Origin of the sequence: Catellatospora sp. NPDC049609, from assembly GCF_040675365.1 — a bacterium.
Lineage (GTDB): Bacteria > Actinomycetota > Actinomycetes > Mycobacteriales > Micromonosporaceae > Catellatospora.
Map to the genome: position 1 here is coordinate 1 of NZ_JBFAOU010000030.1, position 26,177 is coordinate 26,177.

General features: G+C 72.5%; 23 protein-coding genes and 1 pseudogene. 18 read left to right on the top strand and 6 right to left on the bottom strand.

All coding sequences use genetic code 11. The features are described 5' to 3' along the window. On the top strand, positions 1-1,133 hold a 1,133-nt coding region (gene obgE, locus AB0J67_RS11695), incomplete at its 5' end, for a GTPase ObgE (RefSeq protein WP_363479944.1). Positions 1,134-1,301: 168 nt separating this feature from the next. Further along, positions 1,302-1,742: a GNAT family N-acetyltransferase gene (locus tag AB0J67_RS11700; RefSeq protein WP_363479947.1), complete on the top strand. Its 441-nt coding sequence runs from the start codon at positions 1,302-1,304 to the stop codon at positions 1,740-1,742. 24 nt (positions 1,743-1,766) lie between these two features. On the opposite strand, the gene trpS is transcribed toward AB0J67_RS11700, so the two are convergent. Further along, the gene (gene trpS / locus AB0J67_RS11705; RefSeq protein WP_363479950.1) at positions 1,767-2,762 is read right to left on the bottom strand and encodes a tryptophan--tRNA ligase; all 996 of its coding nucleotides are present in this window, start codon (positions 2,760-2,762) and stop codon (positions 1,767-1,769) included. Positions 2,763-3,024: 262 nt separating this feature from the next. On the opposite strand from trpS, the gene pepN reads away from it, so the two are divergent. The 6 genes from pepN (at position 3,025) to AB0J67_RS11735 (ending at position 8,885) form a co-directional block, all read left to right on the top strand. After that, complete coding sequence (gene pepN / locus AB0J67_RS11710) at positions 3,025-5,514, top strand: aminopeptidase N (RefSeq protein ID WP_363479953.1); 2,490 nt, start codon at positions 3,025-3,027, stop codon at positions 5,512-5,514. 190 nt (positions 5,515-5,704) lie between these two features. Beyond that, positions 5,705-6,289 (top strand): nicotinate-nucleotide adenylyltransferase, encoded by a 585-nt coding sequence (nadD, locus tag AB0J67_RS11715; protein ID WP_363479956.1) that lies wholly within the window; start codon positions 5,705-5,707, stop codon positions 6,287-6,289. Positions 6,290-6,413: 124 nt separating this feature from the next. After that, positions 6,414-6,803, top strand: a complete 390-nt coding sequence (gene rsfS / locus AB0J67_RS11720; RefSeq protein ID WP_363480102.1) for a ribosome silencing factor — start codon at positions 6,414-6,416, stop codon at positions 6,801-6,803. Between the two features lie 70 nt (positions 6,804-6,873). Then, a complete protein-coding gene (locus AB0J67_RS11725) occupies positions 6,874-7,500 on the top strand; it encodes a histidine phosphatase family protein (protein ID WP_363479959.1) in 627 nt (208 codons plus the stop codon). A gap of 42 nt (positions 7,501-7,542) precedes the next feature. Continuing rightward, positions 7,543-7,989 (top strand): hypothetical protein, encoded by a 447-nt coding sequence (locus AB0J67_RS11730; protein WP_363479961.1) that lies wholly within the window; start codon positions 7,543-7,545, stop codon positions 7,987-7,989. Between the two features lie 17 nt (positions 7,990-8,006). Continuing rightward, on the top strand, positions 8,007-8,885 hold the full coding sequence (locus tag AB0J67_RS11735; RefSeq protein ID WP_363479965.1) for a DegV family protein: 879 nt from the start codon (positions 8,007-8,009) through the stop codon (positions 8,883-8,885). Positions 8,886-8,927: 42 nt separating this feature from the next. On the opposite strand, the gene AB0J67_RS11740 is transcribed toward AB0J67_RS11735, so the two are convergent. Continuing rightward, positions 8,928-9,071, bottom strand: a complete 144-nt coding sequence (locus tag AB0J67_RS11740) for a hypothetical protein (RefSeq protein WP_363479968.1) — start codon at positions 9,069-9,071, stop codon at positions 8,928-8,930. Between AB0J67_RS11740 and AB0J67_RS11745 the strand changes: the two genes are divergently transcribed. After that, positions 9,070-10,008 (top strand): hypothetical protein, encoded by a 939-nt coding sequence (locus tag AB0J67_RS11745; protein WP_363479971.1) that lies wholly within the window; start codon positions 9,070-9,072, stop codon positions 10,006-10,008. The two genes, AB0J67_RS11740 and AB0J67_RS11745, sit on opposite strands and share 2 nt — an antisense overlap. Before the next feature lie 61 nt (positions 10,009-10,069). Here the strand turns inward: AB0J67_RS11745 and AB0J67_RS11750 are convergent, their stop codons facing one another. Beyond that, positions 10,070-12,028, bottom strand: coding sequence for a S8 family peptidase (locus AB0J67_RS11750; protein WP_363479974.1), 1,959 nt, complete (start codon positions 12,026-12,028; stop codon positions 10,070-10,072). 675 nt (positions 12,029-12,703) lie between these two features. On the opposite strand from AB0J67_RS11750, the gene AB0J67_RS11755 reads away from it, so the two are divergent. The 4 genes and pseudogenes from AB0J67_RS11755 to AB0J67_RS11770 form a co-directional block, all read left to right on the top strand. After that, positions 12,704-13,357: a ComEA family DNA-binding protein gene (locus AB0J67_RS11755; RefSeq protein ID WP_363479977.1), complete on the top strand. Its 654-nt coding sequence runs from the start codon at positions 12,704-12,706 to the stop codon at positions 13,355-13,357. 407 nt (positions 13,358-13,764) lie between these two features. Then, positions 13,765-15,894 carry a ComEC/Rec2 family competence protein gene (locus AB0J67_RS11760; RefSeq protein WP_363479980.1) on the top strand — a complete coding sequence of 710 codons (2,130 nt, stop codon included), beginning with the start codon at positions 13,765-13,767 and terminating at the stop codon, positions 15,892-15,894. 43 nt (positions 15,895-15,937) lie between these two features. Continuing rightward, positions 15,938-16,921, top strand: a complete 984-nt coding sequence (gene holA, locus AB0J67_RS11765) for a DNA polymerase III subunit delta (protein WP_363480105.1) — start codon at positions 15,938-15,940, stop codon at positions 16,919-16,921. Continuing rightward, a pseudogene (locus AB0J67_RS11770) lies at positions 16,918-17,184 on the top strand (hypothetical protein); the annotation flags it as partial. The gene holA and the pseudogene AB0J67_RS11770, both read left to right, overlap by 4 nt. A gap of 506 nt (positions 17,185-17,690) precedes the next feature. Here AB0J67_RS11770 and rpsT read toward each other — a convergent pair. Then, the gene (rpsT, locus tag AB0J67_RS11775; protein WP_203755618.1) at positions 17,691-17,957 is read right to left on the bottom strand and encodes a 30S ribosomal protein S20; all 267 of its coding nucleotides are present in this window, start codon (positions 17,955-17,957) and stop codon (positions 17,691-17,693) included. Between the two features lie 507 nt (positions 17,958-18,464). Here rpsT and AB0J67_RS11780 point away from each other — a divergent pair. The 5 genes from AB0J67_RS11780 (at position 18,465) to AB0J67_RS11800 (ending at position 24,093) form a co-directional block, all read left to right on the top strand. Further along, positions 18,465-19,031, top strand: a complete 567-nt coding sequence (locus AB0J67_RS11780) for a DUF4240 domain-containing protein (RefSeq protein WP_363479982.1) — start codon at positions 18,465-18,467, stop codon at positions 19,029-19,031. Between the two features lie 129 nt (positions 19,032-19,160). Continuing rightward, positions 19,161-21,032 carry a translation elongation factor 4 gene (gene lepA, locus AB0J67_RS11785; RefSeq protein WP_363479985.1) on the top strand — a complete coding sequence of 624 codons (1,872 nt, stop codon included), beginning with the start codon at positions 19,161-19,163 and terminating at the stop codon, positions 21,030-21,032. Continuing rightward, complete coding sequence (locus AB0J67_RS11790) at positions 21,029-21,529, top strand: NUDIX hydrolase (RefSeq protein WP_363479988.1); 501 nt, start codon at positions 21,029-21,031, stop codon at positions 21,527-21,529. Before lepA ends, AB0J67_RS11790 begins: the two co-directional genes overlap by 4 nt. A 378-nt stretch (positions 21,530-21,907) precedes the next feature. Continuing rightward, positions 21,908-22,996 (top strand): hypothetical protein, encoded by a 1,089-nt coding sequence (locus AB0J67_RS11795; protein ID WP_363479991.1) that lies wholly within the window; start codon positions 21,908-21,910, stop codon positions 22,994-22,996. Positions 22,997-23,139: 143 nt separating this feature from the next. Beyond that, on the top strand, positions 23,140-24,093 hold the full coding sequence (locus tag AB0J67_RS11800) for a hypothetical protein (protein ID WP_363479994.1): 954 nt from the start codon (positions 23,140-23,142) through the stop codon (positions 24,091-24,093). A gap of 85 nt (positions 24,094-24,178) precedes the next feature. On the opposite strand, the gene AB0J67_RS11805 is transcribed toward AB0J67_RS11800, so the two are convergent. Beyond that, positions 24,179-25,105 carry a phytanoyl-CoA dioxygenase family protein gene (locus AB0J67_RS11805; protein ID WP_363479997.1) on the bottom strand — a complete coding sequence of 309 codons (927 nt, stop codon included), beginning with the start codon at positions 25,103-25,105 and terminating at the stop codon, positions 24,179-24,181. A gap of 169 nt (positions 25,106-25,274) precedes the next feature. Next, complete coding sequence (locus AB0J67_RS11810; protein ID WP_363480000.1) at positions 25,275-26,132, bottom strand: hypothetical protein; 858 nt, start codon at positions 26,130-26,132, stop codon at positions 25,275-25,277. Between the last annotated feature and the right edge of the window lie 45 nt (positions 26,133-26,177).

Below are 26,177 nucleotides of genomic sequence, written 5' to 3' on the forward strand. Positions count from 1 at the left end.
TGGCCCGCGGCGGCCGGGGCGGGCGCGGCAACGCCTCGCTGGCCAGCGCCCGCCGCAAGGCGCCCGGCTTCGCCGAGCTGGGCGAGCCCGGCGACCGGCTGGACGTGATCGTCGAGCTGAAGAGCGTCGCCGACGTGGGTCTGGTCGGCTTCCCCAGCGCCGGCAAGTCCTCGCTGATCTCGGTGATCTCCGCGGCCAAGCCGAAGATCGCCGACTACCCGTTCACCACCCTGGTGCCGAACCTGGGCGTGGTGCAGGCCGGCGAGCACGTGTTCACCGTCGCCGACGTGCCGGGCCTGATCCCGGGCGCGGCCATGGGCAAGGGCCTGGGCCTGGAGTTCCTGCGCCACATCGAGCGCACCGCGGTGCTGGCCCACGTGGTGGACACCGCGACGCTGGAGACCGACCGCGACCCGGTGGCCGACATCGAGGCGCTGGAGGCGGAGCTGGCCCAGTACGGCGGGCTGGGGGACCGGCCCCGGATCATCGTGCTCAACAAGATCGACGTCCCGGACGGCCGGGATCTGGCCGACATCACCACGCCCGACCTGGAGAAGTTCGGCTGGCCGATCTACCGGGTCAGCGCGGCCACCCGGGAGGGGCTGACCGAGCTGGTGTACGCCCTGGCGCGGATGGTCGAGGAGCACCGCGCCGCCGCGCCGGTGCTGGAGCCGACCCGGATCGTGCTGCGCCCGAAGGCGGTCGACGACTCCGGGTTCGAGATCGAGCAGGACCGCGACGGCGTCTGGGTGGTCAAGGGCGTCAAGCCCGAGCGCTGGGTGCGCCAGACCACCTTCGACAACGACGAGGCGGTCGGCTACCTCGCCGACCGGCTGGCCCGGCTCGGCGTCGAGGACAAGCTCGCCAAGCTGGGCGCGCGGCCCGGCGACCCGGTGCGCATCGGCGCCCGCGAGTTCGACTGGCAGCCCACGGTGTACGCGGGCGCGGACTTCACCCCCGGCAACCGGGGCACCGACGTGCGCCTGGAGGCCGAGATCACCCGGCCGGGCGCGGCGGAGCGGCTCGCCGCCCGCAAGGCGCGCCGGCAGCGCGCGGAGGGCGACACCGCGGGCGACGAGTGGCTCGAGGACGAGGACGACTTCGCCCCCGACGACACCGACGACGAGAGCTGAGCGATACGCCGTCCGGCCCGGTGCGCCGCCCGTTCACTGCGGCGCGCCGGGCCGTTCGGCGCGTGCTGGGCAACGATTCGGTGACAGTGTCCGCCATATCAACGCGTACCGCCTCGCTGTGCGGTTTGTGAAACAACGCGGAAACAAGCCCTGTCTAGCGTCTCGACGGTGTTGATCCAGCACCGTGAGATCACCCACCCTGATGTCACCGCGCTCGTGCTCGCCGCCGAGGACGAACTCTTCGCGCGGTACCCGGGCACGACCCGGTCACCACTGGACCCGCACGCCCGCTTCGTCGTGGCGTACGTGCTGAGCCGGCCCGTCGGCTGCGGGGCGATCGTCCCGTACGGCCCCGGCGTAGGTGAGATCAGGCGTCTGTTCGTACAACCGGCGCATCGCCGCGCCGGGGTGGCCCGCCGCATCCTCGCGGCACTGGAACGACGGGCCACCGCCCAGGGCTTGGACTCGATCATTCTCGAGACCGGGGTCAACCAGCCCGAGGCGATCGCGCTGTACGAGTCGGCCGGCTACGACCGGACCGAGCCGTACGGCAGGTACATCGGCAATCCCTACTCCGTCTGCTTCACCCGGAAGATCGTCAGGACCTGACCCGCGACCTGCGGAGCCCGCTGCTCAGCACGCGCTCCCGACGAGTCCGATAGCCTCGCCGGCCCGCCGCAGTGTCGCGGCGGCCCGCGGGCGGGCCCGCTCGGCGCCCTCGCGCAGCACCCGCTCGACCGTCTCGGGGCGGCGGCGCAGCGCCTCGTAGCGCTCCTGCAACGGCGCCAGCACGGCCACCACGGCGTCGGCCGTCTCCCGCTTGAGCTGCCCGTACGAGCCGAACTCGCCGGGCGAGCCGGTGCACGCCCGGTAGATCTCCAGCAGGTTGGTCACGCCCGGCTGGCGCTCCCGGTCATGGCGCACCGCGTCCAGGCCGTCGGTGACCGCGCGCATGATCTTGCGGCGTACCGTGCCGGGGTCGTCGAGGATGCTGATGACGCCCGCGCCCACGACGTTGGTCTTGCCCATCTTGGACGTGGGGTCGGCCAGGTCCATCACCCGCGCCGCGACCGGCGCGGGCACCGCCCGCGGCACCGTGAACACCTGCCCGTAGCGGCCGTTGAACCGGTTCGCGATGGTGCGGGCCAGCTCCACGTGCTGCAGCTGGTCGTCGCCGACCGGCACCTCCTCGGTGTCGTGCAGCAGGATGTCGGCCGCCATCAGCACCGGGTACGTGAGCAGGCTGAGCCGCACGTGCTCGGCGCGGGCCGCCTTCTCCTTGAACGCGACCATGCGCTGCGCCTCGCCGTACCCGGTGGCGCATTCCAGCAGGTAGTGCAGTTGCGTGTGCTCGGCGAGGTGGGACTGGACGTAGAGGGTCGTGCGCTGCGGGTCGACGCCCGCGGCGAGCAGCACCGCCGCCTGCTCCAGGGTGAGGCCGCGGACCGCGGCGGGGTCGTGCTCGACGGTGAACGCGTGCAGGTCGGCGAGCATGGTGACGGTCTCGCTGTCGTCCTGCCCGGCCACCAGCGGCCGGATCATGCCGAACAGGTTGCCCAGCTGCAGGTGGCCGGTGGGCTTGCAGGCGGACAGGCGGCGGGTGCGGGTGGGGGTGACGGTGACGGTCATGTCGGTCTCCGGTGGGTCGGAGCCGCCCGTCCGGGCGGGCCGGGCCCGGCAGGAGCCGTGCACGACGAAGGCCGCCCGGTGGGGCGGCCTTCTGGTGTCTGGGTTCGCGGAAGCGGGCCGCCCGTCAGGGCAGCCACCACATGGTGTTCGTCATCCGCATGGCGACCATTGTCCCCTTGACGGGCGTGATCGGCAAGAATGTTGCCGCGCGAGGGCCGGGCGGTTGTTCAACACATGCTTCGCATCAGGCAGGATGGGCAGCATGTCGCATCGTTGCCTCACCCACCTGGAAGCCGTCGCGCGGGCCGCCACCGTCCGGGACCTCGCGTACGCGCTGGACGTGGAGCTGACCGGCGGGGACGAACTCTTCCGCTCGGTGACCACCGTCCGCTTCACCGCCGACCCCGGCACGGAGACGTTCCTGGAGGTGCGACCCGAGCGGCTGCTCCGGGCCACGCTCAACGGGGCCGAGCTGCCCGCGGCCGCGTTCACCGAGGGCCGGCTGCAGCTGGCCGGGCTCGCCGCGAGCAACACCGTGGTCGTCGAGGCCGAGTACGCCTACAGCCGCTCCAGCGAGGGCATGCACCGCTTCACCGACCCGGCCGACAAGCAGGTGTACGTCTACGCCCAGCCGTCGATCACCGACGCGCCCCGCTTCATGGCCTGCTTCGACCAGCCCGACCTCAAGGCGCCGGTGACCCTGTCGGTGACCACCGACCCGTCCTGGCTGGTCCGCGCCAACGAGTCCGGCGCGCAGACCGCGCCCGGCCGGTGGGAGTTCCCGGCGACCAAGCCCGTCGCCACCTACCTGATCACCTTCGTCGCGGGGCCGTACGTGGAGCTGACCGACGCCCACGACGGCATCCCGCTGGGCCTGTACGCCCGCGCCAGCTACGCCGAGGTGCTGGAGCGCGACGCCCCCGAGATCTTCGCGCTGACCAAGGCGTTCCTCGACCGCTACCACGAGCTGTTCGGCGTGCGGTACCCGTTCGGCAAGTACGACCAGGCGTTCGTGCCCGAGTTCAGCTGGGGCGCGATGGAGTTCCCCGGCTGCGTGGTGTTCCGCGACGAGCTGCTGTTCCGGGCCGCGGTCACCGACACCGAGCGGCTGGAGCGGGCGGCCATCATCGCGCACGAGATGGCGCACATGTGGTTCGGCGACCTGGTCACCATGCGCTGGTGGGACGATCTGTGGCTGAACGAGTCGTTCGCCACCTACATGGGCTACCGCCTGGTCGCCGAGGTCAGCCCGTGGCCGCAGTCGTGGACCCGCTTCGGCGTCGGCCGCAAGGCCTGGGGGTACGCCGCCGACCAGCGCCCCTCCACGCACCCCATCGCGCCGACCGAGGTCGCCGACACCGACGCGGCGTTCGCCAACTTCGACGGCATCAGCTACGCCAAGGGCTGCTCGGCGCTGCGCCAGCTGGTCGCGTTCATCGGCGACGAGGCGTTCCTGTCCGGGCTGCGGGCGTACTTCGACAAGCACGCCTGGGGCAACGCGACCCTGGCCGACCTGCTCGGCGCGCTGTCGCTGGCCAGCGGGCGCGACCTCGACGCCTGGGCGCAGGCGTGGCTGCGCACCCCGCAGGTGAACACGCTGCGCCCGGTCGTCGAATGGGACGCCGACGGGTCGTACGCCTCCGTCGCGGTCGCGCAGAGCGCCACGGCCGAACACCCGACGCTGCGCGCCCACCGCATCGGCCTGGGCTGGTTCGACGCCGACGGGGCCTGGCAGCGCACCGAGATCGAGGTCACCGGCGAGCTCACCCCGGTGCCGCAGCTGTCCGGCGTACGCGGCCGGGGCCTGCTGCTCAACGACGGCGACCTCACCTTCGCGAAGATCCGGGTGGACGAGCGCACCCGCGCCGAGCTGCCCGCGCTGCTGGCCGCGCAGCCCGACCCGCTGGCCCGGGCGCTGTGGTGGAACAGCGCGTGGGACGCCACCCGCGACGCCGAGTGGCCCGCCGTCGAGTTCGTCGAGCTGGCCGCGGCGGCGCTGCCCGGCGACCCGGACGTGACCATCGTCGAGTCCGTCTTCGGGCTGGCCCGCTACGCGGCGACCCGGCTCGTCCCCGCCGACCGGCAGCCGGCCGCGGGCCGGGCGCTGGCCGCCGCCGCCCGCACCCTGCTGGCCACGGCCGCGCCGGGCAGCGGGCACCAGCTCGCCGCGGCCCGCAACCTGATCGCGGCCGGCGGTGACGGCGACCGGGCGCTGCTGCGCGGTTGGCTCACCGGCGCCGGGGTGCCCGACGGGCTGGCCGTCGACGCCGAGCTGCGCTGGGCGATCCTGGGCCGGCTCGCCGTGCTGGGCGACGTCACCGAGGACGAGATCGACGCCGAGCTGCAGCGCGACCCCAGCGACAAGGGCGAGCACGAGGCGGTGCGGGTGCGCGCGAGCCGCCCCGATCCGGCCGCCAAGGAGCGCGCGTTCGACCTGGTCGTCAACGAGCAGGGCCAGTCCAACCGGATCGCCGCCGCGGCGGGCGACGGCATGTGGCGGCCCGAGCACGCCGAGCTGACCGCGCCGTACGTGACCCGGTTCTTCGCCGAGCTGCCGCGCTCGGAGGGCCGCTCCGGCGACATGCTGGCGCTGCTCGGCAAGTCGGCCTACCCGGTGTACGCCGTGTCGGAGGACACACTGGCCGCCGCGCGCGCCGCGCTGGCCGGGCCGATGCACCCGCTGCTGCACCGCGCGCTGGCCGACGAGACCGACGACCTGGCCCGCGCCCTGCGCGCCCAGCAGGCCGCCTGACCTGCGCCGCCACCCGCCGCGCCGCCCGCTGACCGGGTCGCGCGGCGGGTGGCCGTCGCCCGGCGGGGCCGCGCCGCGCTTTGCATGGACGTTGGCCTATCCGGATGACTTCGATCATCAAAAGTTCATCCAGATAGGCCAACGTCTATGGCAGGGCGGGGTTCTCCGGGCAGCGGCATAGAATCGGGCCGTGGCGCAACGCATCGGGGTCATGGGTGGCACCTTCGACCCGATCCACCACGGCCATCTCGTCGCGGCCAGCGAGGTCGCCGACCGGTACGCGCTGGACGAGGTCGTCTTCGTGCCGACCGGCCGGCCGTGGCAGAAGACCGACAGCGCGGTCACCCCGGCGGAGGACCGCTACCTGATGACGGTGATCGCGACCGCGTCCAACCCGCGCTTCACGGTCAGCCGGGTGGACGTCGACCGGGACGGGCCCACCTACACCGTCGACACGCTGCGCGAGCTGCGCGACCAGTACGGCGACAAGACCGAGCTGTTCTTCATCACCGGCGCCGACGCGCTCTCCAGGATCCTGTCCTGGAAGGACGCGGACCAGCTGTTCGAGCTGGCGCACTTCATCGGGGTGACCCGGCCGGGGTTCATGCTGACCGACGCGCACCTGCCCGCCGACGTGGTGAGCCTGGTGCAGGTGCCGGCGATGGCGATCTCGTCGACGGACTGCCGCCGCCGCGTCGCCGCGGGGCAGCCGGTCTGGTACCTGGTACCGGACGGCGTGGTGCAATACATCACAAAGCGTCATCTATACCGCTGATTTCCGAAGTGTCCGGGCCCACCGCGTGACTATCTCGGCGGCGGGCCGGGTAATTCCTGTGAGACTCTGGATGCTGAGCCTGATCGCGACCATCGCGGGCAGGCCAGCCGACGAAAGGACCAAGGTGCCCGCAACCGAGCGCGCCGTCGAGATGGCCCTGGCCGCCGCCCAGGCGGCCGCCGACAAGAAGGCCGAGGACATCGTCCTGCTGGACGTGGCCGAGCAGCTCGTCCTCACCGACGTCTTCGTCGTGGCGTCCGCGCCCAACGAGCGCCAGGTGCTGGCCATCGTCGACGCCGTCGAGGATGCCCTGCTCCAGCTGCCCGAGAAGGCCAAGCCCGTGCGCCGCGAGGGCGAGCGGGCCGGACGCTGGGTCCTGCTGGACTTCGGCGACATCGTGGTGCACGTGCAGCACAGCGAGGAGCGGGAGTTCTACGCGCTGGACCGGCTGTGGAAGGACTGCGCGCGGATCGAGTTCGTCGACCGCGACCTGGCCACGCAGGACGCCGCGTGAGCGAGCGCGACGAGCCGTCCCGGCGGCTCGTCGCCGCGCGTGGCGCGGCCGAGCGCGGCGAGGCGCGGGCATGAGCCTGGAACGCGGCACGGAGCCGCTCACCCGGGTCCTGCTGTGGCGGCACGGCAACACCGACTGGAACGCCGCCCAGCGCGTGCAGGGACAGCTCGACGTCCCGCTGAACGACGTCGGCCGGGCGCAGGCCGCGGCCGCCGCCCAGGCGCTGGCCGGGCGGGCGCCGCAGCTGCTCCTCACCAGCGACCTCGGCCGCGCCGCGCAGACCGCCGCGGCGCTCACCGAGCTCACCGGGCTGGCCGCCGAGCGCGACGTCCGGCTGCGCGAGCGCCACTTCGGCGCCTGGCAGGGCCTGACCACGCCGGAGGTGCGCGAGCGCTTCCCGGAGTCGTACGCCCGCTGGCGGGCCGCCGACCCCGATCCGGGCGACGGCGTCGAGTCGCTGCCCGACCTGGGCAAGCGGGTCAGCGAGGCGATCCGGCAGGCCGGCGAGCGGCTGCCCGGCGGCACGATCGTGCTGGCCGCGCACGGCGGTGCCATCAAGTACGGCGTGGCCGCGCTGCTGGGCTGGCCGGAGGAGATGCTGCCGACCGTCGCGCCGGTGCAGAACTGCCACTGGGTCGACCTCATCCACCAGGAGTCGTACGGCTGGCGCGTGTCGGCGTACAACGTCGGGGTCTGAAGCTCGCGCAACTTGCCACCGGGCGGTAACGTCCGAACTGACATGACGACGCGAAGCCCCCTCACTCATCTGCTGACCGGCGCGCTGCTGGGCGGTCTCCTGCTCACCGGCTGCGCCCCGACCGAGGAGCCGGAGGTGGGCAGCTCCGTGACCCCGCAGCCGTCCACGCCGGGTGCGTCACCGTCGGACTTCCTGCCGCCCAGTCCCACCGCCAAGCCCCGGCCGGGCACGTCCGGCCCGATCGTGCCGCCGCCCGCCAAGGACGGCACGGTGATCACCGCGACGGGCACCGTGGAGCGGATCGACCTGGAGGGCGGCTGCACCGTGCTGCGCACCGCGGGCGTCACGTATCAGCTGCTCGGCGGCGACCCGGCCCAGCTGAAGCCGGGCACGAAGGTGACCGTGAAGGGCCGCACCCGCCCCGACATGATGACCGTCTGCCAGGTGGGCCCCGTGCTGGAAGTCCTGTCGGCGAGCCCGGCGTCGTGACGGGTTAACGTGCGCGCATGCCGATAGCCGTCGTCACCGACTCCACCGCCTACCTGCCCGCCACCGTCGCGGACGGGTCGCTCACCGTGGTGCCCCTGCACGTCGTGCTCGGCGGCGTCTCCGGCCGGGAGGGCGTCGACGTCAGCCCCGCCGAGGTGGCCGTGGCGCTGGCCGCCCGCCGGGTCGCGGTCACCACGTCCCAGCCGACCCCGGCGGAGTTCGCGCAGGTGTACGAGCAGCTGTTCGCCACCGGCGTCGACGGGGTCGTGTCCGTGCACCTGGCCGGGGCGCTGTCCGGCACGCTCGGCGCGGCCACCACCGCCGCCGCCGAGGCACCCGGCCCGGTCGAGGTCGTCGACTCCTGCTCGGCCGCGATGGGCGTCGGCTTCCCCGCGCTGGCCGCCGCCCGCGCCGCCGCGCACGGCGCGGACCTGGCGGGCGTACGCGCCGCGGCGCTGGACACCATCGAGCGGACCAGCTCGTACTTCTACGTCGACACGCTGGAGCACCTGCGCCGCGGCGGCCGGATCAACGCCGCCTCGGCGCTGCTGGGCACCGCGCTGGCGGTCAAGCCGCTGCTGGAGGTCACCGCGGGCGGCATCACCATGCGCGACAAGGTGCGCACCGCCGCCCGCGCGCTGGACCGGCTGGTCGCGCTCGCGCTGGAGGCGGCCGGGGACGGCCCCGTCGAGGTGGCCGTGCACCACCTGGCCGCCGCCGAGCGCGCCGAGTGGGTCGAGCACGCGCTGCGCGACCGGCTCGGCGACCGCCTCTGCGAGCTGTACACCAGCGAGGTCGGCGCGGTGGTCGCCGCGCACGTGGGGCCCGGCCTGGCCGGCGTCGTCGTCCACCGCCTCCCCGCCCCCACCCACTCCCTGCTCGACGACCAGCTCTGACCCGCCGGATGCCGGCGGCCACGCGCTGCCGCGACCCGCTTTTCATGGACGTTGGCCTATCTGGATGACTTTTTCGAGATCGAACTCATCCACATAGGCCAACGTCCATGCGAAGCGCGGCGGGACCGAGCCGCAGGCGGCTTCGGGTAGCGCTGGGGCGATGCCGTGGTGATACTCAGCGTTCATGGAGAAGGCTCGTTCTGAACTTCTCGGCCGGGACCTGGCGCACGCATTGCGCACCGGCCCGTTCTCCGCCGCGTTGCACCTGGCCATCGAAGACCGTGGCATCCGGCCGGAGGAGATCCAGGAGCGGCTGTCCGCCGCCGGGGTGAGCGTCAGCCTGGCCACCCTGAGCTACTGGCGGCGCGGGCGCAGCCGCCCGGAGCGTCCCGAGTCGATGAAGGCGGTGCGGCTGCTGGAGCAGATCCTGTCGCTGCCCGCCGAGTCCCTGATCGCCCAGCTGGGCCCGCGCCGGCCGCGCGGGCGCTGGCTCAACCAGCCGCCCGGCACCATCGACATCGACCGGCTCTTCGAGAACGGCAACAGCGTCTCGAAGATCATCGGTGAGCTCGACAAGTGGATGTACCACGAGCTGACCCGGATCAGCCTGCATGACCTCTACACGGTCGGCGCGGGGCGGCAGGAGCTGAGCCTGACCTGCCGGCAGGTGCTGCGGGCCAACGTGGACCGGGTCTCGCGTACCGTCGGCATCTTCCGCACCGACGACCTGGGCGCGCCCACCGGCGTGCACGCCCTGCGCAACTGCCGGCTGGGCCGGGTCCGCTCGGACCCGGAGTCGGGCCTGCAGGCCGCCGAGATCATCTTCGACCGGATGCTGTCCCAGGGCGACACCGTCGTGCTGGAGTACGAGTTCGAGAGCGGCTCGGCCGTCGCGACCGACAACTACTACCGGGGCTTCTCGGTGCCGGTCGGGGAGTACGTGCTGCAGGTGCAGTTCGACCGCGACGCGGTGCCGGCCCGCTGCTACCGCTTCGAGCGGCGCGGCATCCACGCACCCGACCAGGGCGTACGCGAGGTCTGGATCGGCTCGACGCACGGCGCGCACCTGGTGGCGACCGACATCCCGCCGGGCATCGTCGGCATGCGCTGGGAGTGGGAGTGAACGGCCGGGCATCGTCGTGAGATGCCCGGCCGCCCTTCCCCCCGATCGGTGAGCCTTCCCGTCAGGAGGCGCTGATGGTCACGTCGTCGATGACCCAGCTGGTCTGCAGCGACTGGTCCTCGGCGCCGTTGAACCGCAGCGTCACCGTCTGCCCGATGAACTGGCTGACGTTGACGACCTTCTCCACGTACGCGGAGTTGGCGTCGAGGTTGGTGGCGGTGGCCACGGTCGTGCCGCCCAGGGTGACCGTCAGCCGGTCCCAGACCTGGCCGTCGTTCTCGGCCGTGGTGATCCGGACCCAGTAGCGCAGCGTGGCGCTGGTGCACCCGGACGGGATCGTCACGGACTGCTGGACCCAGTCGGTCTGCGTCTGGCCCTGGCCGCCCAGCCACGCGCTGCGGGTGCCGGTCTTACCCGGGTAGCCCGAGCCCGCCCAGGCGCCGACGACGCCGGTGTCGGCCGTCCACGGCGTGGTGCCGCTCTCGAAGCTCGAGTTGCCGACGACCTGCGTCGCGGTGCAGCCACCGCCACCGGTGGTGACGGTCCAGGTGAAGTTCGCCGTGCCGGTCTTCGACGCGGCGTCGGTCACCGTGACCGTCACGTTGGAGGTCCCGGCCGTGGTCGGGCTGCCGGTGATCAGGCCGGAGGAGGAGCTGATCGACAGGCCCGCGGGCAGGCCCGAGGCGCTCCAGGTGTACGGCGTGGTGCCCCCGCTGGCCTGCATCTGCAGGCTGACGGACTGCCCCACGGCGGTGCTCCGGTTGCCCGGGTTGGTGACCGACGGGTTGTTGGGGTTGGTCCCGCCGTTCATGAACCCGGTGTAGAGCAGCCGGTTCGGCGAACCGCTGCCCGGGCTGGTCACCTTGCCGGTGGTGGCGTTGTTGACCAGCGCGTCACGCACCTGGGCGGGCGTGGCGCTGGGGTTGAGGCCCAGGTACACCGCGGCGGCGCCCGCCGTGTGCGGCGAGGCCATCGAGGTGCCCGTCATCGTCGCGCTGCCGGTGTTGCTGGAGTACGACGCCGACACGATGCTCGTGCCGGGGGCGAAGATGTCCAGGCAGGAGCCGTAGTTGCTGCTGCTGTTGCGGGCGTCGGAGCTGTTGGTGTTGCCGACGGTGACCGCCGCCGCGACACCCTGCGGGCTGTAGTAGCAGGCGTCGTCGGAGGAGTTGCCCGCCGCCTGGACGAACTGCACGCCGGACGAGATCAGGCTCGACACGGCGCTGTCCATGGCCTGGCTGGTGCAGCGGCTCTGGCAGCCGATGCTGTAGTTGACCACGGCCGGCTTCTGGGCGTTGGTACGCACCCAGTTGATGCCCGCGATCAGGTCGTCGTTGGTGCCGCTGCCCTGGCAGTTCAGCACCCGTACGGCCACCACGCGGGCCTTCTTGGCCACGCCGTAGCTGGTGCCCACGGCGGTGCCGGCCACGTGCGTGCCGTGCCCCTGGCAGTCGGCGGGGTTGCTGTCGTTGTCGACCATGTCCGTGCCCTGCCCGACCCGGCCGGTGAACTCGACGTGGTTGGCGTTGATGCCGGTGTCCAGCACATAGACGGTCACCCCCTGACCCGGGTTCGCGGGGTAGGTGTACGCCTGGTTCAGCGGCAGGTTCTGCTGGTCGATCCGGTCGTCGCCCCAGTTCGGCGGGTTGTTCTGGGTGTCGGCGATGCCGATGCGCTGCACCGCCTCGACCGAGGCGACCGCCGGGTCGGCGGCCAGCTTGTGTGCCTGCGCGTCCGACAGCTGCACGGAGAAGCCGCGCAGCCCGGCCGTGTAGACGTGGCGGGCCTGCCCGCCGAAGCGGCCGGCCAGGTCGCGCGCCTTCGTGCCGACGCCCGCGGCGGGGACCGCGGCGTCCTTGAAGACCACGATGTAGCGGCCGGGGACCGCGTTCGGGCTGTCGGCGTACAGGACGGGGGCGTCAGGTCCGGTGGGGGCGGCGTTCGCCGCGCCACCGGCGCCCAGGGCCCCGGCGAACGCGACGATGATCGCGATGCCGAGGGCGGAAAATCGTTGGCGCAAGGTTCTCTCCTCCCAGAGATCCCTGCTTCGCGGCCGGGTCCCGATGACGCCGACCGCGAAGGGGGTGCGCCGAACCTAGGAGCGGATGAATCCGTTGCGGCAGTGCGGTTAACAGCGTTCGATGATTCGTAACCTCAAAACTGTTTATGAACTTCGCGCGGGCGTAAGAGTCCGCATTGGATGCCCCCGCGGGTGGGGCCGCCCATAGCACGGCGAGGGCTTGATCAGGCGGTTGTCCCCAAGCGCACGGTCGTCCACAGGCAACGGATTTGGCGGGTACGCCGTGCGCCGGTGCCCGCCTAGCGTGGCCGCGTGCTGTCGCCCTTCCGCTCACCACCGCCCGACGAGGCCGCCGCCCGCGACCGGCTGCACCGGGTATTCGCCAGGCCGCAGCCGGTGCCGACGCCCGTCGCGCAGCCGGGGTGGCCCGGTGGACTCGACGCGCCCTTCTTGGACGTGCTTCCCACCGAGACCCGTGCCTTTCCCGCCGAGTCCAGCGCATCCCCCGCCGAGCCCAGCCCGTTCCCTGCCTTTCCTGCCGAGTCCCGAGCCGTTCCTGCGGAGACCCGCGCCTCTGCGGCAGAGGGCCGCGCGTTCCTTGCCGAGTCCCGCGCCGTTCGTGCTGAGACCCACGCGTTCCCGGCCGAGTCCCGTGTCTTTTCCACCGAGACCCGCGTGCCCGGGGCCGATCCGCCGGACTCGTCGCCGCCCAGTGCGCTGCCGGGGCGGGGTGCGTTCGATCCGGGGCGGCGCGGGCTGCGGGCGCTGGCGGCGGTGGCCGCGCTGGTCGTCGCGATCGCGGCGTACCTGGCCTGGCAGGCGCGGCCGTCCACCGAGCCCGCACCGGAACCGGCGGTGGTCCAGCCGGACGCGCCCCGGCCGTCCGCTCAGGCGTCCCCGCAGTCGCTGGTCGTCGCGGTCACCGGCCGGGTACGCAAGCCCGGCCTGGTCCGGCTGCCGCCCGGCGCACGGGTCGCCGACGCCATCGAGGCCGCGGGCGGCGTGCTGCCCGACACCGACCTGTCCGCCGTCAACCTGGCCCGCAAGGTCACCGACGGCGAGCTGATCGCCGTCGCCGTGCCGGGCCTGCCCGCCGCCGGTGCGGCCGGCGACACCGGCAACGGTGCGGCGGCCGGCGGCCCGGTGAACCTCAACACCGCGACGCTGGCGCAACTCGACGCGCTGCCCGGGGTCGGGCCGGTGCTCGCCCAGCGCATCCTGGATTACCGCGCCCGGCACGGCGAGTTCCGCAGCGTCGGCGACCTGCGCCAGGTCGAAGGCATCGGCGAGTCGAAGTTCGCACAGCTCAAAGACTTGGTCACGGTCTGATGGAAGGCCCCGACCTGCGGCTCGCCCCGTTCGCGCTGGGCTGCTGGGCCGCCTCGCTCACCGCCCTGCTCACCAACCTCCCGGTAGCACTGGCGCTGGCGGCCGCCGGTGCGGCAGGCGCGCTCCTCACCGCGACCTCGCACACTGGCCACCTTCGCCACCTCCGGCGTCGTCGCGCCGCCCACCCGGATCACGCCACGCACCCCGGTCGCGCCGTCCATACCAGTGGCGCCGCCCACCCCGCCGACCGCCGACCCACCACGCGCGTGCCGTCCGGCGTCCGTCGGCTGCTCGCGCAGTTTCGGGGAAACTGTGCCCACACAGGCGATGGAGGCCGCAGTTTCCCCGAAACTGCAGCTCGGGCGGGGGAGTTCGGCCCGAGTGCCCGTGGGACGTGGCGGTGGATCGTGGCCGGGGCGTTCCTCGGGGTGCTGTGCGGGGCGGCGGCGACCGGGGCGCGGTTGGCCGCGCGGGACGCGCCGGAGCTGGCCGGGCTGGTCGAGCGGCGGGCCACCGTCAGCGTCGAGCTGACCGTGGCCGACGACCCGCGCCCGGCCGCCGGGGTGACCGGGCGGGAGCAGACCTGGGTGGTGGCGGCGCATCTGGAGTCGGCGGGGGAGTTGCGCACCGATGTGCGGGTGCTGCTGCTGGCCACCGGCGACGGCTGGCGCGGCCTGCTGCCCGGTCAGCGGGTACGCGCCGAGGTGCGGTTCGGCCCCAGCCGGGGCGGTGACCTGCGCGCCGCGGTGCTCTCGGCGAACGCGCCGCCGGTGCTGCTGGGGGAGGCGTCGTGGGCGCAGCGCGCCGCCGGTGGGCTGCGGGCGGGGCTGCAACGCGCCTGCGCACCGCTCGACGCGGCCGTCGGCGGCCTGCTGCCCGGCCTGGTCGTCGGCGACACCAGCCGCCTCGACCCGGCGGTCGACCAGTCCTTCACCGACACGGGCATGACGCACCTGACCGCGGTGAGTGGTTCCAACGTGGCGATCGTGACCGGTGCCGTGCTGCTGCTGGCCCGGTGGGGGAGGGCGGGGCCGCGGCTGACCGCGCTGCTGTGCGCGGTGTCGGTGGTCGGGTTCGTGATCCTGGCCCGGCCCTCGCCGAGCGTGGTACGCGCCGCCGCGATGGGCGGGGTGGCGCTGCTGGCGCTGGCCTCCGGCCGTTCGCGTGCGGCGCTGCCCGCCCTGGCGGCGGCCGTCGTGGTGCTGCTGGTGGTCGACCCGGAGCTCGCCGCCGACGCCGGGTTCGCCCTGTCGGTGCTGGCCACGGCCGGGTTGCTGCTGCTCGCCCCGCCGCTGCGGGACGCGCTGCGCCGCCGCCGCGTGCCACCCGGGGTCGCCGAGGCGCTTGCCGTGCCGACCGCGGCGCAGCTCGCCTGTGCCCCGGTGGTCGCGGGGATCAGCGGCACGCTGAGCCTGGTCGCCGTACCGGCCAATCTGGTCGCGGTGCCGGCGATCGCGCCCGCGACCGTCACCGGGGTCGCGGCGGCGCTGCTGTCGCCGGTATGGCCCGACGGCGCCGAGTTCGCCGCCTGGCTCGGCAGCTGGCCTGCCTGGTGGCTGGTCACGGTCGCCCGGGTGGGCAGCGAGCTGCCCGCGGGGGTGCTGCCGTGGCCGGGCGGCGCACCCGGGGCGCTGCTGCTGGCCGGGCTGACCGTGCTGCTGCTGATCGGGTTCCGGCGGCCCGCCGTGCGGCGCCTGGCCACCGTGATCGCGCTGGCCGCGATGCTCGGCGCCCTGCCGGTACGGGTGCTCGCCGGAGGCTGGCCGCCCGACGGCTGGGTGGCCGTCGCCTGTGACGTCGGGCAGGGCGACGCGACCGTGCTCAACGCGGGCGGCGGTGCCGCCGTGGTGGTGGACGCCGGACCGCGCCCGGCCGACGTCGACCGGTGCCTGCGCGGGCTGGGCGTGGACGAGGTGCCGCTGCTGGTGGTCAGCCACTTCCACCTGGACCACATCGGCGGGCTCGACGGGGTGCTGTCCGGGCGGCGGGTCGACGCGGTGGTCACCACCTCCTGGCCCGAGCCGGCGACCGGCCGGGACGCCGTGGCCCGCGCGGCGGCGGCGCACCGGGTGCCGGTCAGCGACGCGCCCGCGTCCGGCGGATGGACGGTCGGCGACGTACGCATCGAGGTGCTCGGCTCCGAGCCGGTGCGCGGCACCCGCAGTGACCCGAACAACAACTCGCTGCTGCTCGCGGCGACCGTGCGCGGAGTACGGGTGCTGCTGACCGGGGACGCCGAGACGGAGCGGCAGCGGGCGTTGCTGGACGCCGGCACGGATGTGTCGGCGCAGGTGCTCAAGGTCTCCCACCACGGCAGCGCCTACCAGGAGCCGGCGTTCCTGGACGCGGTGGCGCCGCGGATCGCCCTGGTCAGCGTGGGGCGGGACAACGACTACGGGCACCCGAGCCCGTCCGTGCTGGCCCGGCTCACCGGGCACGGGACGCGGGTGCTGCGCACCGACGTCAGCGGCGACCTCGCCGTGGTGCTCGAACGAGGGAAGCTTTCAGTCGTTCTCCCGACGCGCCCGTTCGAGTGACCATGGACGGCTGGTCGGAGCCTCATGCGACGATAGCGAGGTGGTGAGCCAGGTTCCGTCCCCCGTCCTGACACCCGTGGTCCTCGTGCTGGGCGACGAGGAGCTCCTGGTGGCGCGCGCGATCTCCGACGCGGCCGCCCGGGCCCGTGCCGCCGACCCGGCCGCGGAGCTCCGCGAGGTGGACGCGGACACGATGCTCGTCGGCGAGCTCGCCGAGCTGCTGAGCCCGTCGCTGTTCGGCGGCGCGCGGGTGCTGGTGCTGCGCCGCGCCCAGGACGCCAAGAAGGACGTCACGGCGGTGCTGCTCGACTACGCCAAGGCGCCCGACCCCGACGTGTGCCTGGTGGTGGCGCACGCGGGCGGTGCCAAGAACAAGGCCCTGGCCGACGCGCTGACCAAGGGCGGCGCGACCGTCGTGCCGGCGGCCAAGCTCAGCAAGCACCGCGACCGGGTCGACTTCGTCACCGGCGAGGTGCGCCGGCTCGGCGGCCGCTGCGGCACCGACGCCGCCGAGGCGCTGATCGAGGCGGTCGGCAACGACCTGCGCGAGCTCGCCGCAGCCTGCGCCCAGCTGATGGTGGACACCGGCGGCCGCATCGACCAGGCCACCGTGGCCCGCTACTACCGGGGCAAGGCGGAGGTGAGCGGCTTCGCGGTCGCCGACGCCGCCGTCGCCGGGGACGTGCCCGCCGCGCTCGAGGCTTTGCGCTGGGCCCGGCACAGCGGCGTCGACCCGGTGCCGATCGCCGACGCGCTCGCCGACGGCGTGCGCACCGTGGCCCGGGTGGCTTCGGCGGGGCGCGGTAATGCGTACCAGCTGGCCTCGACGCTCGGCATGCCCGCCTGGAAGATCGAGAAGGCGCAGCGCCAGGCGCGCGGCTGGACGCCGGACGGGCTGGTGCTCGCGATGCGGGCGGCCGCCGACTGCAACGCCGCCGTGAAGGGCGGCGAGGAGGACCGCGACTACGCGCTGGAGCGCACGATCGTGGCGTTCGCACAGGCCAAACAGGTGGGAGGGGCGCGATGACGGCCGGCGTCCGGTCCCGGCGGGCGGGCGGCATCAGCCCCGAGGAGGCCCGCAACCGCCCCCTCTACGCCCGGGTGCTCGGGCTGCAGTACGTGCGCCCCAGCAACCTGATGTGCTTCCTGTTCTTCGAGGGCACCGTGGCGCTGGCCGTGCTGCTGTCGCTGGCCGAGCTCACCGGCTGGTGGGCGGTGGCGGTGCTGCCCGTCTCGGTCGCCGTCATGGTCAAGGTCAACGACGTCATCGCGGGCGCGACCATGCGCTCCGGGGTCGAGTCGGTGGCGCGCGCCCGGCGGGCGGCGCGGACGCGGCGGGCGCTGACGCAGCCCACGGTGCGGTTGCGCGAGGCGGTGCCGAGCGAGGGCCAGGCCGGCCTCCAGCAGCCGCCGTCCCGTCCCGTGGCACATCCTGTCCAGGCAGCGGCGGTGCACGCCGAGCCGGATGCGTCCGGCTATTACGGCGATGAGGAGCAGGTGGGGCCGGTCAGCCCGGCCGCCGAGGAGCCGTGGCTCGGCACGGCCGAGCAGCGCGCCCGCCAGTCGGCGGCGTACCGCTACGAGTAGCCGCCCCACCCGGGACATGTGGCGTGCCGTTGTGGACCAGCGCGCGCTGCCCCGCGCCTCGGTCAGGCAGCGCGTCGACGCGGGCCACGAGCATCCGCCGCATCGTCGTCCCCGGACACACGATGCTCGGACACGCTGATGCCCGGCTCCCAGGGGAGCCGGGCATCAAGCGACGTCTGGCGGTGCCGCGAACGGGCACGCTGCGACGGTCAGGCCGAGAGCGAAGCCAGCTTCTTGGCGATCGCAGACTTGCGGTTCGCCGCCTGGTTCTTGTGGATCACGCCCTTGCTGACGGCCTTGTCCAGCTTGCGGGTGGCGTCGCGCAGCAGCGCGGTGGCGTTCTCGACGTCACCGGTGGCGCTCGCCTCGTGGAACTTGCGGACAGCGGTCTTCAGCGACGACTTGACCGACTTGTTGCGCAGCCGGGCCTTCTCGTTCTGCCGGTTGCGCTTGATCTGGGACTTGATGTTCGCCACGCGACAGCCTCGTCCTGCTCGTTTCGGTTGATTGGTTCGGGTGGGCCGACGCGTGAAGCACCAGCCGCGACGTGCCAGGTTACCAGGTGCCCAGGTCTCGGCCCAAACCGGGCCGGGCGCACCCGCCTGTGTCATACGTCGCCCGCACAGCGTACCGCGCCGCCCCTCCGGGTGCCCGCCCCCGCCACCGACCGGGGGCAAGATCGCGACCACGGGTCGAAAAGCGCACTCCCACCTCACTTTTCGACCCGACATCGCGATCATTGCCAGCCGGCCGCCCGCTGAGGGGTGGCCTCCGAGTCGCAAGATCGCTCGTTCGTGCCAGAACCTGTACTCCCACCTGACTTTCCGGCACGAATCCGCGATCATCGCCGGCCAGGACGCCGGCCCCGGACGCCGGCCGCGAGCCCCACCGGGGAGGGAGGTCGGGTGCCGTATGGGTGACGGGTGGGCGACACCCGTGCTCGGGGGCGGGCGGCGCGGTGTTCGGATGGCAGACTTGCGCTCGTGGACAGCGAGCGCTTCTGGATGCTGATCGAGCAGGCCCGCACCGATGTCGACGGCGACATCGGCGAGGACGGCACGGGGATGGCGAAGGCGCTGACGGCGCGCCTGGTCGCGCTGGACCTGCCGGAGATCGCCGCCTTCGCGGCCGAGTTCGACCGGCTCCGCGACGCGGCGGACCGCTATGACGTGTGGGGTGCGGCGCACCTGATCGGCGGCGGCTGCTCCGACGACGCGTTCGTCGACTTCCGCAGCGGGCTGGTCGCGGCCGGCCGGGAGTGGTACACCAAGGCGCTGGCCGATCCCGACACGCTGGCCGGGCACCCGTCGGTGGTCGAGGCCGTGGAGTGGGACGACGACAGTGCCATCTTCGCCGAGCTGGTCGGGTACGCCGCCAAGGACGCGTTCCGCGAGGTGGCCGGTGCCGAGCTGGTGCTGCCCGCGGCGACGCGGGCCGGGACGGCCGGCGAGCGCTGGGACTTCGACGACGACGACCAGATGCGCCACCGCCTGCCGCGGCTGAGCGGGCTGGTGCTCGGGTGGCCCGCGAACGAGGGGTGCCGCTGCTAGGTGGCGGCTGACCGTCGGCCCGCTTCGGCGCGGCGGGCGGGCGTGGGATCATAGGGACGGCAATGACCGCCTCCACGGGACCGGGACGGCCGCTCCAGGTTCCGCCTCACGCTCATAGAACGGATCACCGTGCCTCCGCTGCTCGGATCGAACAAGCCCGGCGACACCGACCCGGGCGCCATCCGCAACTTCTGCATCATCGCCCACATCGACCACGGCAAGTCGACGCTGGCGGACCGGATGCTGCAAATCACCGAGGTGGTCGACCCGCGCCAGATGCGGGCGCAGTACCTCGACCGGATGGACATCGAGCGCGAGCGCGGCATCACCATCAAGAGCCAGGCGGTGCGCCTGCCGTGGACCGTGCGCGAGGGCGAGCGGGCCGGCGAGCAGGTCGTGCTCAACATGATCGACACCCCGGGGCACGTGGACTTCACGTACGAGGTGTCGCGCAGCCTGGCCGCCTGCGAGGGCGCGATCCTGCTGGTGGACGCGGCGCAGGGCATCGAGGCGCAGACGCTGGCCAACCTGTACCTGGCGATGGAGAACAACCTCACCATCATCCCGGTGCTCAACAAGATCGACCTGCCGGCCGCGCAGCCGGAGAAGTACGCCGAGGAGCTGGCGCACCTGATCGGCTGCGAGCCGGAGGACTGCCTGCGGGTGTCCGGCAAGACCGGCGACGGCGTGTCGCACCTGCTCGACGAGATCGTCCGGCAGCTGCCCGCGCCGACCGGCGGCGACCCGAACGCCCCGGCCCGCGCCATGATCTTCGACTCGGTGTACGACGTGTACCGCGGCGTGGTCACCTACATCCGGGTCATCGACGGCCGGCTGGACGCCCGTGACCGGATCAAGATGATGTCGACCGGCGCCGTGCACGAGCTGCTGGAGATCGGCGTGATCTCCCCGGAGCCGATCAAGTCGCCGTCGCTGTCCGTCGGCGAGGTCGGTTACCTGATCACGGGTGTGAAGGACGTGCGGCAGTCCCGGGTCGGCGACACGGTCACGCTGAACCAGCGCCCGGCCAGCCAGCCGCTGGGCGGCTACAAGGACCCCAAGCCGATGGTCTACTCGGGGCTGTACCCGCTGGACGGCTCGGACTACCCGGAGCTGCGCGACGCCCTGGACAAGCTGAAGCTCAACGACGCGTCCCTGGTGTACGAGCCGGAGACCTCCGCGGCGCTCGGGTTCGGCTTCCGCTGCGGCTTCCTCGGCCTGCTCCACCTGGAGATCATCCAGGAGCGGCTGGAGCGCGAGTTCGGCCTGGACCTGATCGCCACCGCGCCGAACGTGGTCTACCGCGTGGTCACCGACGACGGCAAGGAGATCACGGTCACCAACCCGAGCGAGTACCCGCACGGCAAGGTCGCCGAGGTGTACGAGCCGGTCGCCCGCGCCACGGTGCTGACGCCCAACGACTACGTCGGCGCGGTGATGGAGCTGTGCCAGGGCCGCCGCGGTGTGCTGCTGGGCATGGACTACCTGTCCGCCGACCGGGTCGAGCTGCGCTACACGCTGCCCCTCGGTGAGATCATCTTCGACTTCTTCGACCAGCTGAAGTCGCGCACCAAGGGCTACGCCAGCCTGGACTACGAGCCCAGCGGCGAGCAGGCCTCCGACCTGGTCAAGGTGGACATCCTGCTGCAGGGTGAGCCGGTCGACGCGTTCAGCGCCATCGTGCACAAGGACAAGGCGTACACGTACGGCACGACCATCGCCTCCAAGCTGCAGAAGCTGATCCCGCGGCAGCAGTTCGAGGTGCCGATCCAGGCCGCCATCGGCTCGCGCGTCATCGCCCGCGAGACGATCCGCGCCATCCGCAAGGACGTGCTCGCCAAATGCTACGGCGGTGACATCAGCCGTAAGCGCAAGCTGCTGGAGAAGCAGAAGGAAGGCAAGAAGCGCATGAAGATGGTCGGCCGGGTCGAGGTGCCCCAGGAGGCCTTCATCGCCGCGCTGTCCACCTCGGAGGCCCCCGAGGGCGGCAAGAAGAAGTGACCTTCGCGGGACACTGTTTCCGCTGCGGCGCGGCCCTCGCGGCCGCGCCGCCCGCTGTCTGCCGCTCGTGTGGGTACGAGCACTACCTCAACGCCCGGCCCACGGCCAGCCTGATCGTGCTGGACGGCGCCGGGCGCTTCCTCGCGCTGCGCCGTGCCCGGCCGCCCCGCGCCGGGTTGTGGGAGACGCCGGGCGGTTTCTGCGACGGCTGGGAGGAGCCGGCCGACGCCGCCCGCCGGGAGGCCCGGGAGGAGCTCGGCGTCGACGTCGAGCTGGGCCGCTTCGTCGGCATGTACGTGGGCGACTACGAGTTCCAGGGCGAGCGGCTGCCGGTGCTGGACTGCTTCTTCCTGGCCCGCCTGCCCGAGGGCGCGCGGCTGCGGCTGGACCCCGCCGAGTCGTCCGACGCGACCTGGCTGCCCCTGGCCGACCCGCCCCCCATGGCCTTCACCACCATGGACCGCGCCCTGCGCGACGCCCGCACCCTGCCCCACTGAGCCCTCACCGCGACGCCGCGCCGTCGCGCCCGGCACGCCGGCCTTGATCGCTCGACTTGCCTGGCAGATGGGCGAATGGGTGGACAAGATACGCCCGTTTGCCAGGCAAGTCGGATGATCGTGGGGGCTGTGGGGGCTGTCCCCCGGGCGGGGTAGGTCGGTCGGGTGGGAGGGGGACGGCGAGCGGCCGAAGATCTGCTGACAAAAGGGCAAACCCGTAGTAACTGGGCAATGTAGCCATCGTTACCTCAAGTGCAGTGTTTTGCCGCTTTCGCCCGATATGAGGGCAAAGCAGGTTCCAAAGTCGCACAAGGAGTGACGATGCAGATGAAGAAGGCCGGAGTCGTCGCCACGGGCGCTCTCGCTACAGTGGCGATCATGGGGGCTCCTGCCGCTGCGGCGCCCAGCACGGACGCCTCTGCGCTGACCCAGGCCAGCACCTCCACCACCGAGGGCAAGACCAGCGCGATGCGCCAGGTCGGGGCCAACCAGCTGAAGCTCGCCCGCGGCGGCGGCTTCGACAACAACGGCTGGGACGCGCCGTGGGACGTCGACCCGCAGGCGCTGGTCGCCCTGCTCGACGGCACGGTCGTCAACGTGGCCGCGCTCCAGCAGTGTGGCTCCACCAGCGGCAACGTCGTGGGCATCTCGGTGCCGATCACCTCGCCCAACACGGTGCTGGCCAACTTCGGCCACGACGGCTACGGGCACAAGGACGACGTCGCCTGCGCCAACGGCAACATCAAGATCAAGCAGTCTGACGAGTACCCGCTGATCGGCGTCGGCAACGACACCGCCGTGGGCATCGCGACGATCCAGTCGTGTGGCTCGACCGACGGCCAGGTTGTCGGCATCACCGTGCCGATCACCTCGTCGAACACGGTGTTCGGCGACTGCCAGAACGGCAACGTCGAGATCGGCGCCGAGGACGAGTGGGACGACCACGACGGTTGGAAGGAGTCCGGCCGGGTCGAGGCCATGCCGGTCGGCCAGTCGACCGCCATGGACAAGGCCCGCCAGGCCCTGGTCAAGAAGGTCGGCGCGCTGAAGAACCGCGACGCGTGGGCCAAGCGCTCCAACGCCAAGGTCGCGCCGCAGGCGCGGGGCGGCGGCTGGGACGCGCCGTGGGACGTCGACTCCTTCGGCCTGATCTCCGCGCTCAACGGCACCTCGGTGCTGGCGGCGACGCTGCAGGCCTGTGGCTCGACCTCGCCCGACGTGATCAGCCTGGCGATCCCGATCACCTCGCCGAACACGGTCTACGGCGACTGCAAGAACGCCAACGTGAAGATCGACAAGGAGGGCCCGAAGGGCCTGATCACTGTCGCGGACAACTCGTCGGTCAACATCCTGCCGCTGCAGTCCTGCGGTTCGACGAGCGCCAACATCATCGCTGCGGCCGTTCCGCTGGGCTCGCCGAACACGGTCATCGGCAGCTGCTACAACGCCAACACGGTCATCGACTAATCGCTGATCCGGTACGGCAGACGGGGCGGGTCGCGCCAGCGCGACTCGCCCCTTCGAATGCTCGCCCAATGACAACTCATGCCGCGCCGCCGCGCACCCGGGACTTGGTCGTCGGCGGCCAGAAATTCCTACAAGGAGTGACGATGCAGATAGGCAAGGCCGGGGTCGTCGCGGCTGGAGCGCTCGCCACGGTGGCGGTACTGGGTTCCGCGGCTGCCGCGGCCCCCACGGCCGGACCGGCGCAGGCGGATCCGGTGAGGACCGCCGCGACCACCTTGAAGCAGGCGGCGGTGCAGCAGGCCGCCGGGCGGGCACTCGCGGCCGTGGACGCGGCGGCCGCCCGCGGTCCACAGCAGGACGCACGTCAGCCGCTGATCTCCATCGCCAACGGCACTGCCCTGACCGCGGCCGCGTGGCAGACCTGTGGTTCCACGTCCGCCCAGGTCGTATCGGCCTCGGTCGCGTTCCGCTCCCCGAACACCGTGCTGGGCGACTGTGCCAACGGCAACGTCCTGATCCGGCAGAACCAGGTGCAGGGGATCATCTCGATCCTGGACGACACCTCGGTCAACGCGCTGCCGATCCAGGTCTGCGGCTCGACCGCGGCCATCGCCGGCGTCGCGGCCGCGGTCAGCTCGGCCGCCACCGTGATCGGCGACTGCTTCAACGCCAACACGATGATCGCCGAGCCGAAGGAGGGCGCGCAGGAGTCGCCACGCAGCCTGGTGTCGCTGCTCAGCGGCTCGGTCGTCAACGCCGGGGCGGTCCAGATCTGCGGCTCCACCGCCTCGATCGTCGGGGTGGCGGCCGCCGTGCAGTCGCCGACCACCGTGCTGGGTGACTGCTACAACAGCAACAGCACGATCCAGAAGCGCAAGGACCCGGCGGTGATCCCGCTGCTCAGCAACCAGGTCTTCGACATCCTGCCGCTGCAGACCTGCGCCTCGTCCGGCCTGCTCGGCCAGCTCGGCCCGGCACTGCCGATCGGCAGCCCGTCGTTCGTCGCGGGTCAGTGCAAGTCCGGCAACCAGAACATCACGGGTGACTCGGACTCGGGGCTGCTCGGCGTCGCGGGCCTCGCGGGCAAGCAGAACTGATTGTCCGTCGTACACGACGAGGCCCGGACCGCCAGGCGGTCCGGGCCTCGTCGTCAGCAGCCCGCCGGAGCGGGCTCGGTAGGTCTCAGCGCAGCCACGGGACCGAGCGGTCCAGCAGGCCGCGCTCCTTGAGCTCGGCGCGCAGCGGGATCGTGTCGTCGATCCAGCCGCCCTCGCCGACGCCCCACATGTTCTGCACCTTCAGGTTGCCGAACGCCTCGCCGACGAGCTGGCGCTGCACCGGGGTGAGCGCGGCGTACCACGCCGAGTCGCGGTCGATCGGCATGTCGTCGACCGGGCGGATCCAGCGGTAGGTGTAGCTCATGAAGAGCATCTTGCGGGTGAACTGCGACCGGTTGCGCGAACGCGAGTGCCACAGGCGCCGGTCGAAGATGAACGCGTCACCGGGCTTGGCCAGCCACGGCACCGCGCCCTCCGGGCCCTTGGCGATCTCCGCCGGGTCCGTCGGCCGGTGCATGCTGTTGTTCAGGTGCGAACCGGGGATGCACAGCGTCTGGCCACGGCCGGGCTCCGAGATGTCGCTCAGCACGATGGCGACCTTCAGCGACAGCATCGGGCGCGGGATGTTGCCGTAGAAGGGCTCGTAGTACTCCGCGTCGGAGTTCTGGCGCCAGCCGTCCTGGTGCCACTCCCAGCGCGGGGTCTCGTCCTCCTCGTAGGGCGGGTTGACGTCGAGGTGGTTGTGCTGGGAGTAGATGTTCCAGCCGGCCAGGCCCCAGATGTAGCGGAAGGTCGGACCGTAGTCCAGCATCCGCGCGAAGGCGAGGCTGTGGCTGACGGCACCCAGCAGGTGCAGCGAGCCGGTCTTGTCGAGGTGGCCGACGGCCTGGTGCTCGGCGTAGAGGCGGTCGGCCTCGGCCTGCAGCTCGGCCACGCGGTCCTCGCTCACCACGCCGGGCAGGTGCAGATACCCGCGCTCGTGGAATTCCCTGCGCTCGGCGTCGGTGAGCGGCGCGTAGTCCGTCGCCGGCTCCTGAGAGGTGATGGTCATATCCTCCCCTTGCGTCCTTCCAGACATGGGCAGACGAAGGTGGACCGGGGCGCGCGACTTGGGGGTGGCGTGCCGGGGTGAGCCAACTTCGCGAACGAGAGCCGATACTAACTCGCCTTCGCGCCCGACTGTGTCGCGCGGGGGTTCGCCGACCGGCCTGCCATCAGGGTTACTCGCCCTTGACGACCTCGGCCACCACCTGTTCGGCCACTTTCTCGGCACCCGACCACGAGCCGTCACGGGCGGACCACTGCCGGTCCGCGAAGGTCACCCGGCTCACCCCCGCGGCAGGCGCGTGCGCCACGAGCCAGTGCGCGAACTGCCAGCCCGCCTTGGCCGATTTAGCCGGTATGCGCAGCTCGGTGCCCACCGCGGTGACGCCCTTGGCCTTGGCGCCGAAGTCGAGCTTCATCCGCTCGGCCAGCCCGCCCGGCGTCAGCTCGCCGCCCTCGGCGGGCCGTGTGTCGCATGTCACACCGTTCGCCTGCTGGCCGGTCAGCACCGAGGCCAGCACGGTCGCCTCCTCGGCCCACTTCTCGTAGGCCTCCGGGTACGCCGAGCGCTGCACGCGCTGCGCCGCGTCGGTGACCCGCAGCCGCTCCCAGCCCTTGATCTTCAGCAGGCTGGTGTAGAACCGCTTCGCTGAGTACCGCGGGTCCATGATCTGCTTGGTGGTGCCCCAGCCCTGGCTGGGCCGCTGCTGGAACAGCCCGACCGAGTCGTGGTCGTTGCCCTCGCCGAGGTGCTCCAGGTTGCGCAGCTTGGACTCCTGCAGCGCGGTGGCCAGCGCCACCACCACCGCGCGGTCGGGCACGTTGCGGGCGATGCCGACGGCGGCGATCGTGGCGGCGTTGGCCATCTGCTCCGGGTCCAGGCGCACCTCGCCGCCGGCGCGGGCCACGCACTCCGGCGCGCCCAGGCTGGGCAGCCGCAGGCCGCCCTCGAACTGCTCGCGGGCCAGGTAGCCGCCGACGCCGAACACCACGACGAGGATCACCAGAACGGTCAGCACCTGCCGGCCCTTCACGGCGACCTCCTCCACTCGGTCTGGCGTCCAGCGGGGCGGGACCGC

Bases quoted from the DNA above. Each gene is read 5' to 3' on its own strand.
- trpS (WP_363479950.1), bottom strand. From the start codon at position 2,762: ATGACCGTCACCGTCACCCCCACCCGCACCCGCCGCCTGTCCGCCTGC.
- pepN (WP_363479953.1), top strand. From the start codon at position 3,025: ATGTCGCATCGTTGCCTCACCCACCTGGAAGCCGTCGCGCGGGCCGCC.
- AB0J67_RS11725 (WP_363479959.1), top strand. From the start codon at position 6,874: ATGAGCCTGGAACGCGGCACGGAGCCGCTCACCCGGGTCCTGCTGTGG.
- AB0J67_RS11730 (WP_363479961.1), top strand. From the start codon at position 7,543: ATGACGACGCGAAGCCCCCTCACTCATCTGCTGACCGGCGCGCTGCTG.
- AB0J67_RS11735 (WP_363479965.1), top strand. From the start codon at position 8,007: ATGCCGATAGCCGTCGTCACCGACTCCACCGCCTACCTGCCCGCCACC.
- AB0J67_RS11745 (WP_363479971.1), top strand. From the start codon at position 9,070: ATGGAGAAGGCTCGTTCTGAACTTCTCGGCCGGGACCTGGCGCACGCA.
- AB0J67_RS11740 (WP_363479968.1), bottom strand. From the start codon at position 9,071: ATGAACGCTGAGTATCACCACGGCATCGCCCCAGCGCTACCCGAAGCC.
- AB0J67_RS11795 (WP_363479991.1), top strand. From the start codon at position 21,908: ATGGGGGCTCCTGCCGCTGCGGCGCCCAGCACGGACGCCTCTGCGCTG.
- AB0J67_RS11800 (WP_363479994.1), top strand. From the start codon at position 23,140: ATGCAGATAGGCAAGGCCGGGGTCGTCGCGGCTGGAGCGCTCGCCACG.
- AB0J67_RS11805 (WP_363479997.1), bottom strand. From the start codon at position 25,105: ATGACCATCACCTCTCAGGAGCCGGCGACGGACTACGCGCCGCTCACC.